Origin of the sequence: Bacillus sp. FSL M7-1020 (assembly GCF_038050415.1) — a bacterium.
Lineage (GTDB): Bacteria > Bacillota > Bacilli > Bacillales > Bacillaceae_G > Bacillus_A > Bacillus_A toyonensis.
The window spans coordinates 4,888,555-4,906,211 of record NZ_JBBOTW010000001.1; the positions used below are offsets into that span (position 1 = coordinate 4,888,555).

Here is a 17,657-nt window from a genome sequence, read left to right on the forward strand (position 1 = left end):
ACTCCTTTTCAAAAAATAATTCACCCTCACTTTATTTCATATGATAAAATATTTTTTAAATCTAAATATTCTTTTAATTAAAGGGGGGAATGTTGTGATACCAACAAAATTAAAAAAAGGGGATGAAATAAGAGTTATTTCACCATCTTGTAGTTTAAGTATTGTCTCAAATGAAAACAGAAACCTTGCTATAAAAAGATTAACCGACATGGGCTTTCAAGTTACATTCTCAAAATATGCTGATGAGATAGATCGATTCGCTTCCTCTTCTATTTCTTCACGTGTTCAAGACCTCCACGAAGCATTTAGAGACCCTAATGTAAAAGCAATTTTGACGACACTTGGCGGATATAACTCTAACGGCTTATTGAAACATCTCGATTACGATTTAATTCGCGAAAATCCAAAGTTTTTCTGCGGCTATTCTGACATTACTGCTTTACATAACGCACTTTATACAAAAACAGGTCTTGTTACATATTCAGGTCCTCACTTCTCTTCATTTGGAATGGAGAAAGGTCTTGCGTATACAACCGATTACTTTTTTAAATGCTTAACTTCTAATGATTCTATTGAAATCCTACCATCTGAAACGTGGAGTGATGATTCTTGGTATATAGATCAGGAAAATCGAGAATTTATTAAAAATGAAGGATATATTTCGATTCAAGAAGGAGAAGCTACAGGGGATATTATCGGCGGAAATATGAGCACTTTACATTTACTACAAGGTACACCGTATATGCCAAGCTTACGAGATAAAGTTTTATTTCTTGAAGAAGATAGTTTAACGGGAAAAGCTACACTTAAAACTTTCGATCGATACTTACATTCTCTTATGCAACAAACTGATTTTGAATACGTAAAAGGTATCGTTATAGGAAGAATGCAAAAAGGAGCAGAATGTATGATAGAGGACATTCAAGAAATGATTACTTCAAAGCCTGAACTTGCACATATCCCTATTATTGCGAATGCAAGTTTCGGACATACAACTCCGATCTTCACTTTCCCAATTGGCGGACGTGCAAAAATCATTTCTAATAAAGAAAGTTCAGCTATCACCATTTTAACGCACTAAAAAAGGAGCGAACGTTTCGCTCCTTTTATGGTTTTTCTATTTTTTGCAACGCTTTTTGTGGGATTGATTCTTTCGGGATTTCAGCCCATCCTTTTCCCTGCATACCTTTTGCATAAATTTTTATAAAAGCACCCGTATGCAATTCACGGTTCACCATTCTTTTAATAACTTGTAAATTTCCATCTTCTGTATATCCTTTAAATGTATACAAATATTCATCGTCTTTTTTCTCGCTTTTATCTATAACAGCATAATAATCTTGTATTTCTTTATTTGAAAAGAAGTTGTCTACAAAAGCATGCACACCTTCTGTTTTCGTGTTTAAATAATATGCTGTTCCTCCTAAAATAATGGCGAACACAGCTAAAACTTTAATTACCAATTTCATAAATGCGCCTCCTGTTTGCACTACTTTCTCACTAACCGTATGTCTATACCTGTATTATACGAAAAAAAGCATACTATACTCTATCGAAATGCCTTACACTTTCCTTACATTATTGTAAGGGTTTTTCACCTTACAGCAATTTCCCAATAAAAAATTTTTCCGTTTCACAAACTTTTATATTATTATTGAATGATACAAATTTTTATTACAAAAATCAAAGGAGACAGTTTTCAAATGGCTATCTTGCAAGGTTTAGCACTATTACTTGTTGTACTTTGTCTATTTACACTTTTCAGTTACCGTGCGCCTTACGGAATGAAGGCGATGGGTGCTTTAGCTAATGCAGCAATCGCAAGTTTTCTTATTGAAGCATTTCACCGTTATATAGGTGGAGAAATGTTTCATAATGACTTTTTACAATCAGTAGGAGAAGCTTCTGGTAGTATGAGCGGTGTTGCAGCAGCAATTTTAGTAGCATTAGCAATCGGCGTTTCACCCGTATACGCTGTTTTAATCGGTATCGCTACTAGTGGATTCGGTATTTTACCAGGATTTTTTGCTGGATACGTTTGTGCCTTCGTCGTGAAATTTCTCGAAAAGAAATTACCAGCTGGTGTAGAGTTTTTAGCAATCCTATTTATTGCTGCACCAATCTCACGTGGAATGGCCATGCTTATGGATCCACTCGTTAACGCAACACTTGGTAAAATCGGTTCTATGATTTCAGTTGCAACTACAGAAAGTCCTATCATTATGGGTATTATGCTTGGTGGATTAATAACAGTTATTTCTACCTCTCCATTAAGTTCTATGGCATTAACTGCAATGCTTGGATTAACAGGTTTACCAATGGCAATTGGCAGTCTTGCCGTTGCGGCCTCAGCCCCGATGAACTTTATTTTCTTTAAACGACTAAAAATTTGTTCAAAGAAAGATACAATTGCTGTAGCAATCGAGCCTTTAACACAAGCCGATGTTGTCTCAGCAAATCCAATTCCTATCTATATGACAAACTTCGTTGGCGGCGCGCTTGCCGGTATTATTACATCGCTATTCCAGCTCGTTAATAATGCGCCAGGAACAGCATCACCAATTCCAGGGCTTCTCGTCTTGTTTGGATTTAATGACGTTATAAAAGTAACGATCGCTGCTGTACTATGTGGAATCGTTACCACTATTGTCGGATACATCGGATCTATTGTGTTCCGCAAATATCCGATCCGCTCTGCTGATGAAATTCGCGGCATTGCTTCAGAAGAAAAGGTTGCATAAGAAAAAGAGTTATTCTCACCTTTTGAGAATAACTCTTTTTTTCATGTCTTGCTATGGTAAATGGGATTATATCGACGATTTTTTTAATATATCGACTTACCGACACATAACGGATAAAATAAAAGCCCCTATTCATAGGGGACTCTTACTTTATCCAGCTACAGCGGCTAGAATGGTCGGTGGCTTCGCTTCTTCCTTCGAGGCAAAAAGCGCCTCTACGTCTGAAGCTCCATCCTCCTCACATTCTGAGCGAGCCGCTTCCGCTTTTATTTCTATCCAGTTACGCCTCCTAGCCCCTTGCGTCTAAGAACCTTCCCTGCCAAAAGATAAAAAGCACCTTTTGCAGGAAAGAACCTTAGTCACCGGGTCTAAACAGTCGGCTTCACTTTTACTTTACCCAACCGAGCAGCATTTCCCGCACGAATTTGCTTGCTGCGACTGGTGTTTGATCACTATGGTCGTAGACAGGAGCTACTTCTACTAAGTCTGCTCCAACTACATTTATATTTGAATTTGCAATTGCCATGATGGAATCTAATAGTTCTTTAGATGTGATACCTCCAGCCTCTAACGTTCCTGTTCCAGGAGCATGAGCTGGGTCTAATACATCAATGTCGATTGTGACATAGACTGGACGTCCTGCAAGTTTCGGTAATACTTCTTTTAACGGCTCTAATACGTCAAATTTGTATAAGTTCATACCTACTTCTTTCGCCCATTCAAATTCTTCCTTCATTCCAGAACGAATTCCGAAAGAATATACGTTTTCCGGACCAATTAAATCACACACTTTACGAATTGGTGTAGAGTGGGATAAAGGCTCCCCTTCATACGATTCACGTAAATCAGTATGAGCATCCATGTGGATGATTGCTAAATCCGGATATTTTTTTGCCATTGCCTTAAAAATTGGCCAAGACACTAAGTGCTCACCGCCGAGACCTAGTGGAAACTTACCGGCATCTAAAAGTTTTGATACATACTCTTCAATCATGTCTAAGCTGCGTTGTGCATTTCCGAATGGTAATGGGATATCACCCGCATCAAAATATTTTACCTCTTCTAGTTCACGATCTAAATACGGACTATATTCTTCAAGACCGATTGATACTTCACGAATACGTGCAGGGCCAAAGCGAGATCCTGGACGGAAACTTACTGTCCAATCCATAGGCATCCCATAAATAACCGCCTTTGACTCTTCAAAACTTGGATGACTTTTAATAAATACTTTACCTGAATAAGCTTCATCAAAACGCATATTCTTTTCCTCCTTATGTGGAACTTAAGGTATCCCAACCTTTCATTATTTCTCAAATTTGGAGCGTACTGCTCCTCTTTCTCGATTTACCTGGGCCTTCTTGTTATCACAAGAAGACTACTTCATTTGTAGCAGTGTAAGTAACTAGCATGTTCAAGCCTTCTAGACAAACACCTTAAATGAGTTACTTACACTTTATTTATTTCAATTTAACGCTCTTACTTAATTAAATCGCCAACAAATTTCGGTAATGCGAATGCTGCATTGTGTAATTCTTTTGTGTAGTATTTCGTTTCGATTTCGTGGAAACGCTCTTCACTTACTTCTAGTGGATCATGTTTTTTAGATCCGATTGTGAATGTCCAAAGTCCACTTGGATACGTTGGAATGTTTGCTGTGTATAAACGAGTAATTGGGAAGATCTCTTTTACGTCTTTGAACACAGTTGTAATTAGTTCTGGTGTGAACCAAGGGTTGTCCGTTTGTGCAACGAAAATACCATCTTCTTTTAACGCTTTAGAGATTCCAGCGTAGAAACCTTTCGTAAATAAGTTTACTGCTGGTCCTACCGGCTCAGTAGAATCTACCATAATTACGTCATATTCATTTTCGCTTTCTGCGATGTGTAGGAAACCGTCTCCTACTTTCACCTCTACACGCTCATCATCTAATGCGCCTGCAATTGATGGTAAGTACTGTTTAGAGTACTCAATTACTTTTCCATCAATTTCAACAAGAATTGCTTTTTTTACGCTTGGGTGTTTTAACACTTCACGAATAACACCGCCATCACCACCACCGACAACTAATACGTTTTCAGGGTTTGGATGTGTAAATAAAGGTACGTGCGCTACCATTTCATGATAAACGAACTCATCTTTTTCTGTTGTCATAACCATGCCATCTAAAATAAGCATGTTTCCGAACTCTTCCGTTTCAACCATATCAAGTTTTTGGAATTCTGTTTGCTCCGTATGTAATGTGCGGTTAATACGTGCCGTAATCCCAAAATGTTTTGTTTGTTTTTCAGTGAACCATAGTTCCATCGTACAATCACGCCTTTCAATGCAAATTTATAATAGGGACATCATTAATGTCCCCTAACAAAAATAAAACAAAACATCCAAAATGTATAGTTAAAAGTACAAAAATACCGAAAATATATTTTAGTCAGAGGGTTCTAACATATATGTGGAAAGGGTTTGCCTTGTAATAGGAAAGAAAACCCTTTCTTAAGAAAGGGCTTTTGTCTCTATTTCTACCGGTTTACGAATCGGAATTAAGATCATAACGCAACCAACTAATACAACAACTCCACCGACTAAAAATGGACTTTGTGGTGAAACAGTGTGTCCGATAACTCCTGATAAAATGGGAGCAATCGCTCCTCCTAACCAACGAACGAAGTTATAAACACCTGAAGTAACAGATCTTTCATAAGGTGAAATATCCATTACATAGCTTGTATATAATGCATTATTTAAACCAGATGCTAATCCTGATAGGACAATTAATACGATTTGTAACCACATAATTTTCACAAAGAATAATGCAATTAAGAAAATCGCAAATACGAGTAAACTACCTTTTAACAATGTTTTCGGTTCATATTTTCCTTCTAGCCTATGTGCTAAAATTGCGGAACCGTAAGCTAACGCTAATCCCCATCCACAAAATACAAAACCTAATTGAATAGCTGATAAATGCATAATAAGTGGTGAATATGCTAGCACGACGAAAAATCCGTAGTAGTATAACATCCCTGAAATCGCACCTTGCATAAACGGTTTATATTTCACCAAGTTAAGTAATTCACCTACGCCCGCTGCTTTACGCTTCACTTTTCGCTCCGGTTCTTTTACAAAAAAGAATACTAAAATAAATGCTAAGAAAATTAAAATACTCGTTGCGAAAAATGGGTAACGCCAAGAATGTCCACCTAATATACCACCTAACAATGGGCCACCTGCCATTCCTAAACCGATAGCTGCTTCATATAATCCTACTGCTTCATGAACCTCCTTACTTAATGCTATTAAAAGTGTCATTGCTGTAGCAAAAAACATCGCATTTCCTAATCCCCATCCAGCACGGAAAAGAGATAATTGAGCAATCGTTTGCGATATACCGCATATAAACGCAAATACAGTTACAATTGCAAGACCGATTGTCATCATGCGCTTATCACCAAATCTTGATGCGAATATACCAGCTGGTAACATCATAATTGCCATCGTTAAAATATATGCGGTAAATAACATTTCAACTTGCCAATGTGTTGCACCAATTTTCTCAGCAATAATTGGCAAGATTGGATCGACTACCCCTATACCAGAAAAGGCAAGGAAAGTAGCCACCACTGTAATCAATCTCCCTAGTTTTTGTTTGCTCTCCATTTCAATCATTCTCCTTTTATGCTCTCTAAAAATGTCACTGCACGATGTAAACTATCTTCAAGTTCTGCCTTTACACGCTGCATTTGCTCCATTTTTTCATCCAACGTTTGCACTTGTTTCTCAAGCATATCTTTAATTTCTTGAATCACTTCGCGGTCGCGAGGATTCTCGCTATTTCTTCTTTGTTCCATTCTTTCTTTTAACGATAAGAAATGTTGCATTTCTTGAAGCGTGATTCCTAATACTTCTTTCGCTTCCACGATCCTTTTAATTCTTGCAATATCCTCATCCGTATAAAGCCGAATGTTCCCCTCACTACGCTCCGGGGGATGAATTAAACCAATTTCCTCATAATAACGAAGTGTACGCTTTGTTAAACCAACTTGCTTTGTTACTTCATCAATTTTATACATGTTTATTCCTCCCTTCACTCAATTATTACATTTTACGTTAACGTTAACTTTTGTGCAACTGTTAGACTTTTGTAAATTTTTTTCATATAAATTGTATTTTTCTCATAGCGGTTTCATAATGAAGGAAAAGAGATGATAAGGAGATTTTCACATGAATAAACCACTTATTTTCGCTCACCGCGGGGTAAAAGGAACACATCCAGAAAATACGATGATCGCCTTCCAAGAAGCTGAACGCATTGGCGCTCATGGGATTGAACTTGATGTTCATCTATCAAAAGATGGCGAACTTGTCGTAATCCACGATGAAACAGTTGATCGCACAACAAATGGCGCAGGGATTGTTTCTGAAAAAACGGTAGAGGAACTACAATCATTGGACGCTGGTAGCCATAAAGATCCTTCTTTCCATGAAGCAAAAATCCCAACGTTACGCGAAGTTTTCATCTGGCTTTCCACAACGAACTTACAACTAAATATCGAATTAAAAACAGATGTGATTCACTACCCAAATATTGAAGAGAAAGTTGTTGCACTTGTTCGTGAATATCATCTTTCTAATCAAATTGTATTCTCATCATTTAACCATGACTCTGTTTCATTATTAGCAGAAATAGCTCCTGAAATCCCAAGGGCAATTTTATATGATACGCCACTTGCTGATCCTATTGCTGAAGCAAAAATTAGAGAAGCAACTGGTTTACATCCAAACTTTCAGCTACTAACTAAAGAATTCGTACAGTTAGCACAAAAACAAGGGTACGTTTTCCGCCCTTATACAATTAACGAATACAAAGATTTACAAACGATAATTGATTATGGTGTAGATGTCATCATCACCGATTGGCCAGCACGTGCCTTTGAGCTCCTTTCTTAATTGAAGGGGCTTTTTTGTTTTCAAAATTTCATTGTTTAAAATAAATGAAAATCCTCAATACTAATACAATAATGTTTGTATTAATGAGGGGCTGAAAAAGATGAATCAAACTATGAATCCAAAACTTAAAAAATATAAACGTCTTTTCTTCACCGTAATGTTTTCTTGTGTTCTTTTTTTCGTTTTTTCCTTTTTTGTTATTATTATAGTTGCGAAAATTATGGGACCACCTCCTGTCGCAGTCCCGCAAACAAGCGTCTTTTACGCGAATGATGATACAGTTATTGGACAAAGTAACGAAATACAAAAGCGTTACAATGTCTCTCTTAATGAAATTTCCCCCTATGTAAAAGAAGCGACACTTTCTATTGAAGACCAAAGATTTTATAAGCATCATGGCTTCGATATGAAACGTATTGCAGGTGCAATTGTTGCTGATTTAAAAGCGATGGCAAAAGTGCAAGGTGCTAGTACAATTACACAACAATACGCACGTAATCTATATTTAGATCATGATAAAACGTGGAAACGGAAACTATTAGAGGCAATGTATACTGTCCGCCTTGAAGTGAATTATAATAAAAATCATATTTTAGAAGGTTATTTAAATACAATTTATTACGGACATGGTGCTTATGGCATCGAAGCTGCGTCTCGTCTATATTTCGATAAAACAGCAAAAGAATTAACATTAGCAGAAGCCAGTATGCTTGCAGGAATCCCGAAAGGACCTAGTGTCTACTCTCCCTTTTTAAAAGAAGAACGTGCTAAAGGACGTCAATCTCTCATATTAGATGAAATGGTAGAACAAGGTTATATTACGAAGCAGCAAGCAGCTTCTGCAAAAAAGGAACCGCTAACTTTTGCCTCACTTGATACGAAAAAAGTAGCAGAGGTTGCGCCTTATTTCCAAGATGCTGTACAAGCTTCTCTTCTTCGAGATATCGGACTGGATGAGCAAGCCTTACAACGAGGTGGCTTACGTATTTATACAACGTTAGATCCTAAGTTACAATCTGTAGCAGAACAAGCTGTCAAAGATCATATACCTGAAACAGCAAACATACAAACTGCCCTCGTCTCTATGAATCCAAAAACAGGTGAAGTGGCTGCTCTTGTTGGAGGAACTGATTATAATACGAGTCAATTTAACAGGGCTACACAAGCCGTCCGTCAGCCTGGATCTACATTTAAACCCTTTCTATATTACGCAGCTTTGGAACGAGGATTCACCCCTGCTACGCGCTTAAAAAGCGAATACACTGTATTCACTTTAGGTGACGGTGTTTCAAAGTATAAACCGAAAAACTATAAAGATTATTACGCAGATGATTTCGTAACGATGGCACAAGCTCTCGCAGTCTCTGATAACATATACGCTGTGAAAACAAATTTATTTTTAGGTGATGACACGCTCGCAAAAACAGCGAAGCAATTCGGAATTAAGAGTGCATTAAAAGATGTGCCTTCCCTAGCTCTCGGTACGTCTCCTGTAAAACCAATTGAAATGGTGAATGCTTATAGTATGTTCGCAAACGGTGGAAAAGAAGTAAAACCTATCTTTATTCGCCGTATTATGGATCATGAAGGGAACATGTTATACGATGCTCATTTGGAGAGCAAACAAGTTCTCGATAAGAGCAAAGCGTTTGTGATGGAAGAAATGATGACTGGTATGTTTAATAAAAAACTAAGCAGTTATGCCGCTGTAACTGGTCAATCTATGTTATCAAAACTATCAAGAACATATGCCGGAAAGTCTGGTTCTACTGAAACCGATAGTTGGATGATTGGATTCACTCCGCAAATTGTAACTGGTGTATGGGTTGGATACGATCAACCTAAATCTATTTCAAACGTAGCAGAACAAGGATATGCGAAAAAAATATGGACCGATACGATGGAGAAAGGCTTAGATGGACAGCCTAAAAAGGATTTTAAACAACCAAGTGATGTCGTAGCCGTTAATATTAACCCAGAAAACGGCAAGATCGCTACAAAGAACTGTCCAATTTCAGTTAAAATGTATTTCGCCAAAGGCACCGAGCCTACTGAATATTGTATGGATCATGTCGATGATAAAGATGAATTTGAAAAAACAAGTGAAGAAAAGAAAAAAACAAGTTGGTGGAAAAAATATCTTCCTTGGTAAAAAAAATAGCTGACGGACATCCGTCAGCTATTTTTTTATTCACTTAATAATGCATGACGCAATTCTTCACTAGACTCGTTCCAAATCGCTTCATTATGTTCTTTCAAGAACGTACCAAGTACTTTTTTAGAAGATTCATCCATATGTTCAACCATAATGTGACGCTTCAATGATTTATCCATTTTGTTTACATGCTCTGGAAGTGATTTATATCCGCGGCGAATTTCACGGTCTACTGTCATTTCACAAGCTGTTACCCCTGCGTAATAAGCACCGTTCGGTGTTCTTTCAATTGTTACCCAAACAAGCCAAAATGGTTTTCCGTTTGGAACGTCATCTTTATTTGTTAAAAACTTAATTCCTTTTTCTACTGTACTACGCGCATGCATCGCACCGATATCAACGAATGCAGTTTTCTCTAGTACATCAACAAATACAGGTGAAATGTTTTCTAAGCTTAATGCCCCAACACCAAATCCACCATGTCCATCTGTTGAATCATTTTTCACGATATTAAAACCGATTTTCTTCTTTTTCTCTGTCATATGTAACTTCCTCCTCACTTAAAAATTATAAAAGCCCAAAAATAGGCGCAATGATACTTTGTAAAAATACGAATACATACGGAATGACAACATTGAAAATAGGTTGAATTGTGTAATTGCTAAGCGGTGTAATAACAAGAATTAATAACGCAATTGCTCCATATTTTTCATACTGTGTCATTTTCGCACGAATATTTGCTGGTGCTAAATCTTCCACAACGCGATATCCATCAAGTGGCGGAATCGGTAATAAGTTAAATACAAGTAAAACGATATTAAGCATAATAAAAATTTGGAAGAATCGACCTAATGTATCTGCTACTGCAAATGGAATTGAGTCTAGTACGCCAAATGTTAATAAGCTATACCAAATAATTAAACCAATCGCACTTAAAATTAAGTTACTAATCGGTCCTGCAATAGAAACTAATATCCCTGCAAGACGTGGTCTTTTAAAGTTATACGGGTTAACAGGCACCGGTCTTGCCCAACCGAATCCAAGAATTAATACTGCAATCATCCCGATAGGATCTAAATGGGCCATCGGTGATAACGTTAAACGTCCTTGTTTTTTCGCTGTATCGTCCCCAAATTTATATGCCACATATGCATGTGCAAATTCATGAACGGATAGTGCAATAATAATCGCCATTGCTACTAACGGAATTTCGTGCAATGGATATCTAAATAACTGATCCATACTTCATCTCCTCTTCAATATGTCAAAAAAGAAATTATTTTTTTCCGATTGTTCTTCCCCATAATCCGCTATAATAAGAGTGTAACTTACATAAAAGGAGCGATTGTACATGCCATACGTAACAGTGAAAATGCTAGAAGGACGCACAGAGGAACAAAAGAAAGCTCTTGCTGAGAAAGTAACAGCAGCAGTAAGCGAAACAACTGGTGCTCCTGAAGAAAACATCGTTGTTTTCATCGAAGAAATGTCTAAAAACCATTATGCAGTTGGCGGAAAACGCTTAAGCGACAAATAATTTCAAGTTCTTTCATAAGAAGCAGCCATTAGCTGCTTCTTATTTTTTGCCTTCTAACAACTCGATAATTCTCTCTTTATATTTTCCTTTTCTTCCATCTTCATAGATTAAATCATGCGGATAGAATAACTTTTGGTCCGTTCTCTTCTTCCCCGTAATCGCCTCAACAATATCCGATTCACGTGAAAGCTCTCTAAGTTCCCCGTTCGGCATAAGGAGTAAGATTGGCAGACGCTCTTCCTCTTCTCCTGCGCGATAAAAGTCATATGGTAAATCCGATGTTGAATCAACAACTAAATAATACTCTGGATCTAGTCCAATCTTTTTAAATAAGCTGCTTAGCTCCATCCAATTATCTAAACCGTGCTTATCTGTAAACTCTACATATTTAAATAGATTTCGATTCATAAAACGACGGCATAAGTCACTTAAAATTGGATCTTCTTCGTCTTGCCATACTTGGAAGTAATAATACATTACGTTCTCGTCTAGCTTTAAATAATCCTCTACTGTCACTTCTTCTTCAAACAAAGAATAGAAATGAACAGGATGATTTTTAAACGCATAATACTTCTCATGCAATGATTTAGCACGGTGTAAAATCTTCGTTAAAATAACTTCTGCACTGCGCGTTACCGGATGGAAATATACTTGCCAATACATTTGATAACGGCTCATAATATAATGCTCAACAGCATGCATACCACTATTTTTAATAACTACTTGATTCCCATACGGACGCATGACACGCAATATACGTTCCATATCAAAGTTCCCGTACTTTACACCTGTGAAATAAGCATCTCTTAATAAATAATCCATACGATCTGCATCAATTTGACTTGAAATCATACTAATCGCTAATTTATTAGTAGATGTTTTCGCAATTACATCTGCCACTTTTTGCGGGAAGTCCTTATCCACACGACTTAATACACGATTAATTTCCGTATCTCCTACGATAATCTTTTGCGTAAATTTCTCATGATCTAATGAAAATACTTTTTCAAACGAATGAGAAAATGGGCCGTGACCGACATCATGAAGTAATGCCGCACATAAACATAACAATCTATCTTCAGCATTCCAGTTCGGTCTGCCATCAAACACATCATCAATCATACGACGAATAATTTCATATACACCTAACGAATGAGTAAAGCGACTATGCTCTGCACCGTGAAATGTAAAAAATGTTGTTCCAAGCTGCTTAATACGGCGCAAGCGTTGAAATTCTTTCGTTCCGATTAAATCCCAAATAACACGATCACGCACGTGCACATATTTATGTACTGGGTCTTTAAACACTTTTGTTTCGCTGAGTTTGTCGTTTAAATATACCACTTTTCGACATCCCCCTTTCTTTACTGCATTCTTACTATATATTATAAACGAAATAGGAAACAGAAAGAAATGAAAGACTGTATTAATTGCCCTTATATAAAGAAAAAATCACCTTTACCGAAGTAAAAGCGATTTCTTTTTATACATTATTTTCCTAAAACGAACTCAGCAACTTCATCTAAGATCATTTCTTTTCCTAGTGGGAAGTAACCTTTGTTTAGATCTTCATTTTTAATTGTAAATACGTGGTTATTTTTAACAGCATTCATGTTTTTCCAAATTGATTCTTCTTGGAATTCTTTTAGACGCTGAGAACCGTCACCCGTTGTAAATACAAATAAGTAATCTGGGTTGTAATCGATTAAAGCTTCTTTTTGTACTTGTACTAATGGTTTATCAGTTGGTGTACCTTTAACTGCTGGTAATTTTAAATCATTAAAGATTACGCTACCGTAACCGTAGTCACCATATACACGGAATGCATTTGGATATGCAGCCATTTTCATGAATGTTGCATCACCAGTTTTAGCGATAATTTTATCATGTAATTTGCTTGCTTTTTCATCATACTTTTTAAACCATTCTTTTGTTTCTTTCTCTTTACCAAGAATTTGGCCTACTTCTTCAAGCTTTGGACGCCATTGATCTAATGGAGTGTTTAACATAACTGTTGGTGCAATTTTAGATAATTGATCGTAAATCTTTTCTTGACGATTATTTACAAGAATTAAGTCTGGTTTTGCAGCAGCTACTGCTTCGATGTTAATTTTATCGCCCCAAGCAGAACCAACTGGTTTAACGTCTTTTAATTTATTTGCAATATGTGCATCAATTTTTTCTTGAGATGTATTAGCTGTAATAATTGGTTTCATACCAAAGATTAATAATTCTTCTGTTGAACCACTAAGGTCAGCAATTTTCTTTGGATTTGCAGGGATTTTAATCTCCCCTTTTGCATGTTTTACAGTGCGCTCTTCAGTCTTCGCATCTGCTTTCTTTTCTTCTTCTTTGTTAGAACAAGCTGCAAATAGTACAGAAGTAACCACTAGTACCATTGCTAATAGTGCCATTTTAAAATTCTTCATGTTCCCACTCCTTCTGGCTGTATTTATCTTATAATTTAGGATGAACTATAAGAAACAAAAATAACAATTAATCAATATATATTTATTAACCGTTGTTAATGACCCATTCTAACGGGCGTTCAACTTCCCATTTATAAGTAAGAAGCTCAACGTCCATTAGAAGTCCCCCTCTTTACGAGGGGGTTCTACTTATGCTTTTTTACGCAATTGATTACTAATCATCGCTAAATCATATGTTAAACAAATCGGTTTACAGTTTACTGGACATGGAACGATTTGCGCTTCAATCTCAAACACGTTACGAAGTGTTTCACTTGTCATAACCTCATCTGGCGTTCCTTGTTTCATTAACTTACCTGCTTTTAATGCAATCATATGATCAGAGAAACGAGAAGCATGATTTAAATCGTGAATAACCATCACAATTGTCCTACCTTCTTCTTGGTTCAATTTCTTCAGTAAGTTTAATACTTCAAGTTGATGTGCCATATCTAAATATGTCGTTGGTTCATCTAATACAAGTAAATCTGTTCCTTGTGCAAGAGCCATCGCAATCCATACCCGTTGACGTTGACCACCTGATAAGGCTTCTGCTGAACGATTTGCGAACTCTGTCATTCCCGTCACTTCAAGTGCCCAATGAATGTAGCGATAGTCTTCTTCTTTCAATGTTCCAAATCCTTTTTGATGAGGAAAACGTCCATATGAAACAAGTTCAAACACAGTAAGGCCTGTTGGCACTTCTGCAGTTTGTGGTAAGATCGCCATTTTCTTTGCGATTTCTTTCGTTGGCTGTTTCTCAATTGCTTTTCCATCAAGATAAACAGTACCTTTTTTCGCCTTCAAAATACGAGAAGCCGTTTTTAATAATGTGGATTTCCCACAACCATTTGGTCCAATAATCGTTGTAATTTTTCCTTCCGGAATTTCAACTGTTAATCCATCAATAATTAATCCTTCATTATAGCCAACAGATACCGAATCAACTGCTAAAGTTGCCATACAAAAAGCCTCCCTTTATTTTGTCCTCATAAGTAAATATATGAAATATGGTGCACCAATTACAGAAATAACAAGACCGACCGGTATTTCTGAAGTTGGCAACACACTTCTTGAAATTACATCTGCAAATAAAAGCAAGAACGTTCCTATTAATGCTGCAGTTGGTAACATGATTTGATGTTTACCACCAACAAGGCGTCTCGCTAAATGAGGAGCCATTAAACCGATAAAACCTATTCCGCCCGCCACCGCAACAGATGCACCAGCTAAACAAACTGCAATAAATAATAATTTACGTCTTTCTTTTTCTACGTTTACACCAAGGCCAACAGCTGTAGAGTCGCCTAAATTCATTACATTTAATATGTGTGCTTTACTAATAGCAAGCGGTAAGAAAATAACCATCCATGGAAGTACACTTAATACGAATTTCCAATCTGTACCCCAGAGACTTCCTGCTAACCAAATCGTAGCAAAACGAAAATCGTTAGATGTCATCTTCATAGAGAAAATTAAACTAACGGCACCAAATCCAGCCGCAACGGCAATACCAACAAGTATTAATCGAGTCGATGAAACGCCGTCTTTCCATGCTAATAAGTAAATAATAACTGCCGCTAATATCGCACCAACTAGGGCGAAAAATGGAAGGATAAATACAGATAAAAATGTACCTGTCCCAACTTTTCCAAAGAAAAAGTAGACGAATATAACAACCGTTAATCCCGCTCCAGCGTTAATACCTATAATACCTGGATCAGCAAGTGGATTTCTTGATAGTCCTTGCAGAATTGCACCTGACATGGCTAACGCAGATCCTACTAATATAGCGATAACCATACGCGGCATACGAAATTCAAATAAAATAACTGACTGATCTTCAGCCCCGAGTCCAACCAATGACTTTAATACATCCATTGGTGGTATTTTAAAAGTTCCTGTATTTAAACTAATAAGAAATATAGAAATGATTAATCCTACTAAAATTGTTAAAACAGAAACGTTCTTTTTTGTTAAAATGCTCGTCCTCACATTTTTCCTCTCCCTTCGTTACGTGCTAAGTAGAGGAAGAATGGAACCCCAATTAGCGCTGTAATTGCTCCAATTGGCGTTTCAAATGGTGGATTAATAACGCGAGATAACATATCTGCACACTCAATTAACAATCCACCTAAGACTGCAGAACATGGAATAACCCATCTATAGTCTGAGCCTACTAGGAAACGAGTCATATGTGGAATTACAAGACCAACAAACCCAACTGACCCTGCCATAGAAACTGCAGAACCTGTTAACACAAGAACAAGTACTGTTCCGATAAATTTAATTAATGTCGTATTTTGACCAAGTCCAATCGCAATTTCTTCACCGAAGCTCAAGATTGTAATATACCTCGACATCATAATTGCAATAAAGAGACAAACTAGACCAATTGGCACTAACATATTAATACTTTGCCATTTCACTCCAGCAACTCCGCCTGCATTCCACATACTCACCTCTTGGGCAAGATTGAAATACAGCGCAATTCCAGATGAAATTGCCCCTAATAAAGCACTAATTGCTGCACCTGCTAAAGCTAATTTCACAGGTGTTAATCCACCTGGTGAAGAAGACCCAATTCCATATACAATACTTGCGCCAAACGCAGCTCCAATAAAAGATGCGATAACAAACATTAAATAAGGTGAATTAGGGAAGAATGCATACATAATTGCAATCCCGAATACAGCGCCATCTGTAATCCCCATTAACGATGGTGATGCAAGTGGATTTCGCGTCATACCTTGCATAATTGCTCCTGATACTGCTAAAAAGGCACCTGCAACTACGCCCCCTATTGCTCTAGGCATGCGAAGTTCTTGAATTACGTTATGATGCGTAATAGATCCGTCAAACTGAAACACAGCTTGCCATACAGTCTTTAAACTAATATCTGCCGCGCCAAACGAAATAGAAACTGCCATGCTTAAAGCTAACAAAATTGTACCCGCTACTAAAATAATAGAAGCGATGAGCGGCCTGCTCTTAATCTCTTTAACACTCTCATCTTGTTGTTCTACACTCCTTGCGCTCGCTTCCATCCCTCAACCATCCTAACCAACAACATATATTTAATAAAATGAAATTTATTCTCAAATAGTAATAAAAAAATAGGTGAATTGGCTTATTCTTGATAATGATTATCAGAATCAGACACTTTCTATTCTACCCACCGCTTCAAAAGGCTGTCAACCATTATTTCGAAATACAAATTCATATAAATTGACAATGTAATGAACAGTTGATGTCCATCTGTCACTGACTATCAGTAATAACCAATTAAGCTTCCATAGAATAACTCATTCTTCTTATGGGTATAAAAAAAGAAGAGTAGTCTGTTCACTCTTCTTTTTCTTACTTATTTAACTTTGCTTGAATTTTTACAATTAATTCATCTTCTGTTGGAGCTGCAACTGGACGATTATTTACAAATGCGAATGATTTTTTACGACCAGGACCACAGTAAGACTGGCATGCAACTTCAATCGTTGCACATGAATCTACTTTTTTTAACTTCGGAATTAACGTTTTAACGTTCGTTGCCTGACAATCATCGCACACACGAAATTCGTTTCCCATTATATAACACTTCCTCTATTTTAAACTTTTCTCAAGTACATTTAAAAATAAACACTAAATGGTATTTTACCGCTCTTTTAAGCTCGTTGCAAGTTTCCTTGCGACGCTCTTTCCTTCATATAAAGCTACATATTTTTATGCTCTCCTACAGAAGCTTCCATCATTCTTGGCAAAATTTATCCCGCTGTTTGCGGGCAGTAAGACTTCCGCCTTAAAATTCGGCG

18 protein-coding genes are annotated in these 17,657 nt (G+C 37.0%); 5 read left to right on the forward strand and 13 right to left on the reverse strand.

Annotated elements, in window-relative coordinates:
* Positions 1–40: 40 nt before the first annotated feature.
* Positions 41–1,081 carry a S66 family peptidase gene (locus tag MHB70_RS25185; RefSeq protein ID WP_131229125.1) on the forward strand — a complete coding sequence of 347 codons (1,041 nt, stop codon included), beginning with the start codon at positions 41–43 and terminating at the stop codon, positions 1,079–1,081.
* Positions 1,082–1,106: 25 nt separating this feature from the next.
* Here the strand turns inward: MHB70_RS25185 and MHB70_RS25190 are convergent, their stop codons facing one another.
* Positions 1,107–1,469, reverse strand: coding sequence for a YxeA family protein (locus MHB70_RS25190; RefSeq protein WP_000779927.1), 363 nt, complete (start codon positions 1,467–1,469; stop codon positions 1,107–1,109).
* Between the two features lie 234 nt (positions 1,470–1,703).
* Between MHB70_RS25190 and MHB70_RS25195 the strand changes: the two genes are divergently transcribed.
* Positions 1,704–2,741: a PTS sugar transporter subunit IIC gene (locus MHB70_RS25195; protein WP_000996326.1), complete on the forward strand. Its 1,038-nt coding sequence runs from the start codon at positions 1,704–1,706 to the stop codon at positions 2,739–2,741.
* A 388-nt stretch (positions 2,742–3,129) separates the two neighbouring features.
* Here the strand turns inward: MHB70_RS25195 and speB are convergent, their stop codons facing one another.
* The 4 genes from speB to MHB70_RS25215 all read right to left on the reverse strand — a co-directional run bounded on the left by speB (position 3,130) and on the right by MHB70_RS25215 (position 6,811).
* Positions 3,130–4,002, reverse strand: coding sequence for an agmatinase (gene speB / locus MHB70_RS25200; protein WP_001209829.1), 873 nt, complete (start codon positions 4,000–4,002; stop codon positions 3,130–3,132).
* A 218-nt stretch (positions 4,003–4,220) separates the two neighbouring features.
* Positions 4,221–5,048, reverse strand: a complete 828-nt coding sequence (speE, locus tag MHB70_RS25205; protein WP_061529434.1) for a polyamine aminopropyltransferase — start codon at positions 5,046–5,048, stop codon at positions 4,221–4,223.
* Positions 5,049–5,234: 186 nt separating this feature from the next.
* Positions 5,235–6,398: an MFS transporter gene (locus MHB70_RS25210; protein ID WP_000444237.1), complete on the reverse strand. Its 1,164-nt coding sequence runs from the start codon at positions 6,396–6,398 to the stop codon at positions 5,235–5,237.
* 5 nt (positions 6,399–6,403) lie between these two features.
* The gene (locus MHB70_RS25215; protein ID WP_000276559.1) at positions 6,404–6,811 is read right to left on the reverse strand and encodes a MerR family transcriptional regulator; all 408 of its coding nucleotides are present in this window, start codon (positions 6,809–6,811) and stop codon (positions 6,404–6,406) included.
* 151 nt (positions 6,812–6,962) lie between these two features.
* On the opposite strand from MHB70_RS25215, the gene MHB70_RS25220 reads away from it, so the two are divergent.
* Entirely contained in the window at positions 6,963–7,688 is a 726-nt protein-coding gene (locus MHB70_RS25220) for a glycerophosphodiester phosphodiesterase (protein ID WP_001039753.1), read from the forward strand.
* 100 nt (positions 7,689–7,788) lie between these two features.
* Positions 7,789–9,840, forward strand: coding sequence for a transglycosylase domain-containing protein (locus MHB70_RS25225; RefSeq protein ID WP_061529433.1), 2,052 nt, complete (start codon positions 7,789–7,791; stop codon positions 9,838–9,840).
* A 35-nt stretch (positions 9,841–9,875) separates the two neighbouring features.
* Here MHB70_RS25225 and MHB70_RS25230 read toward each other — a convergent pair whose 3' ends face one another.
* A complete protein-coding gene (locus tag MHB70_RS25230) occupies positions 9,876–10,385 on the reverse strand; it encodes a YwhD family protein (RefSeq protein ID WP_000136676.1) in 510 nt (169 codons plus the stop codon).
* 25 nt (positions 10,386–10,410) lie between these two features.
* On the reverse strand, positions 10,411–11,085 hold the full coding sequence (locus MHB70_RS25235) for a site-2 protease family protein (protein WP_000372440.1): 675 nt from the start codon (positions 11,083–11,085) through the stop codon (positions 10,411–10,413).
* A gap of 109 nt (positions 11,086–11,194) precedes the next feature.
* Here MHB70_RS25235 and MHB70_RS25240 point away from each other — a divergent pair, with 109 nt between their 5' ends.
* A complete protein-coding gene (locus MHB70_RS25240) occupies positions 11,195–11,380 on the forward strand; it encodes a 2-hydroxymuconate tautomerase (protein ID WP_001147171.1) in 186 nt (61 codons plus the stop codon).
* A 39-nt stretch (positions 11,381–11,419) separates the two neighbouring features.
* Here MHB70_RS25240 and MHB70_RS25245 read toward each other — a convergent pair whose 3' ends face one another.
* The 6 genes from MHB70_RS25245 to MHB70_RS25270 form a co-directional block, all read right to left on the reverse strand.
* Positions 11,420–12,724, reverse strand: a complete 1,305-nt coding sequence (locus MHB70_RS25245; RefSeq protein ID WP_000262735.1) for an HD domain-containing protein — start codon at positions 12,722–12,724, stop codon at positions 11,420–11,422.
* 146 nt (positions 12,725–12,870) lie between these two features.
* The gene (locus MHB70_RS25250; protein WP_061529432.1) at positions 12,871–13,809 is read right to left on the reverse strand and encodes an ABC transporter substrate-binding protein; all 939 of its coding nucleotides are present in this window, start codon (positions 13,807–13,809) and stop codon (positions 12,871–12,873) included.
* 189 nt (positions 13,810–13,998) lie between these two features.
* Positions 13,999–14,811, reverse strand: coding sequence for an ABC transporter ATP-binding protein (locus tag MHB70_RS25255; RefSeq protein WP_000212075.1), 813 nt, complete (start codon positions 14,809–14,811; stop codon positions 13,999–14,001).
* 15 nt (positions 14,812–14,826) lie between these two features.
* Complete coding sequence (locus MHB70_RS25260; protein ID WP_001260585.1) at positions 14,827–15,843, reverse strand: FecCD family ABC transporter permease; 1,017 nt, start codon at positions 15,841–15,843, stop codon at positions 14,827–14,829.
* Entirely contained in the window at positions 15,840–16,895 is a 1,056-nt protein-coding gene (locus MHB70_RS25265; protein WP_000388290.1) for a FecCD family ABC transporter permease, read from the reverse strand. The genes MHB70_RS25260 and MHB70_RS25265 overlap by 4 nt, the downstream gene beginning before the upstream one ends.
* A gap of 313 nt (positions 16,896–17,208) precedes the next feature.
* Positions 17,209–17,433 carry a DUF1450 domain-containing protein gene (locus tag MHB70_RS25270; RefSeq protein WP_061529431.1) on the reverse strand — a complete coding sequence of 75 codons (225 nt, stop codon included), beginning with the start codon at positions 17,431–17,433 and terminating at the stop codon, positions 17,209–17,211.
* Positions 17,434–17,657: the final 224 nt, after the last annotated feature.

What these genes read in the sequence shown, in the direction of transcription:
- MHB70_RS25185 (WP_131229125.1), top strand. Translation starts at nt 41, where the DNA reads ATGATAAAATATTTTTTAAATCTAAATATTCTTTTAATTAAAGGGGGG.
- MHB70_RS25190 (WP_000779927.1), bottom strand. Translation starts at nt 1,469, where the DNA reads ATGAAATTGGTAATTAAAGTTTTAGCTGTGTTCGCCATTATTTTAGGA.
- MHB70_RS25195 (WP_000996326.1), top strand. Translation starts at nt 1,704, where the DNA reads ATGGCTATCTTGCAAGGTTTAGCACTATTACTTGTTGTACTTTGTCTA.
- speB (WP_001209829.1), bottom strand. Translation starts at nt 4,002, where the DNA reads ATGCGTTTTGATGAAGCTTATTCAGGTAAAGTATTTATTAAAAGTCAT.
- speE (WP_061529434.1), bottom strand. Translation starts at nt 5,048, where the DNA reads ATGGAACTATGGTTCACTGAAAAACAAACAAAACATTTTGGGATTACG.
- MHB70_RS25210 (WP_000444237.1), bottom strand. Translation starts at nt 6,398, where the DNA reads ATGGAGAGCAAACAAAAACTAGGGAGATTGATTACAGTGGTGGCTACT.
- MHB70_RS25215 (WP_000276559.1), bottom strand. Translation starts at nt 6,811, where the DNA reads ATGTATAAAATTGATGAAGTAACAAAGCAAGTTGGTTTAACAAAGCGT.
- MHB70_RS25220 (WP_001039753.1), top strand. Translation starts at nt 6,963, where the DNA reads ATGAATAAACCACTTATTTTCGCTCACCGCGGGGTAAAAGGAACACAT.
- MHB70_RS25225 (WP_061529433.1), top strand. Translation starts at nt 7,789, where the DNA reads ATGAATCAAACTATGAATCCAAAACTTAAAAAATATAAACGTCTTTTC.
- MHB70_RS25230 (WP_000136676.1), bottom strand. Translation starts at nt 10,385, where the DNA reads ATGACAGAGAAAAAGAAGAAAATCGGTTTTAATATCGTGAAAAATGAT.
- MHB70_RS25235 (WP_000372440.1), bottom strand. Translation starts at nt 11,085, where the DNA reads ATGGATCAGTTATTTAGATATCCATTGCACGAAATTCCGTTAGTAGCA.
- MHB70_RS25240 (WP_001147171.1), top strand. Translation starts at nt 11,195, where the DNA reads ATGCCATACGTAACAGTGAAAATGCTAGAAGGACGCACAGAGGAACAA.
- MHB70_RS25250 (WP_061529432.1), bottom strand. Translation starts at nt 13,809, where the DNA reads ATGAAGAATTTTAAAATGGCACTATTAGCAATGGTACTAGTGGTTACT.
- MHB70_RS25255 (WP_000212075.1), bottom strand. Translation starts at nt 14,811, where the DNA reads ATGGCAACTTTAGCAGTTGATTCGGTATCTGTTGGCTATAATGAAGGA.
- MHB70_RS25265 (WP_000388290.1), bottom strand. Translation starts at nt 16,895, where the DNA reads ATGGAAGCGAGCGCAAGGAGTGTAGAACAACAAGATGAGAGTGTTAAA.
- MHB70_RS25270 (WP_061529431.1), bottom strand. Translation starts at nt 17,433, where the DNA reads ATGGGAAACGAATTTCGTGTGTGCGATGATTGTCAGGCAACGAACGTT.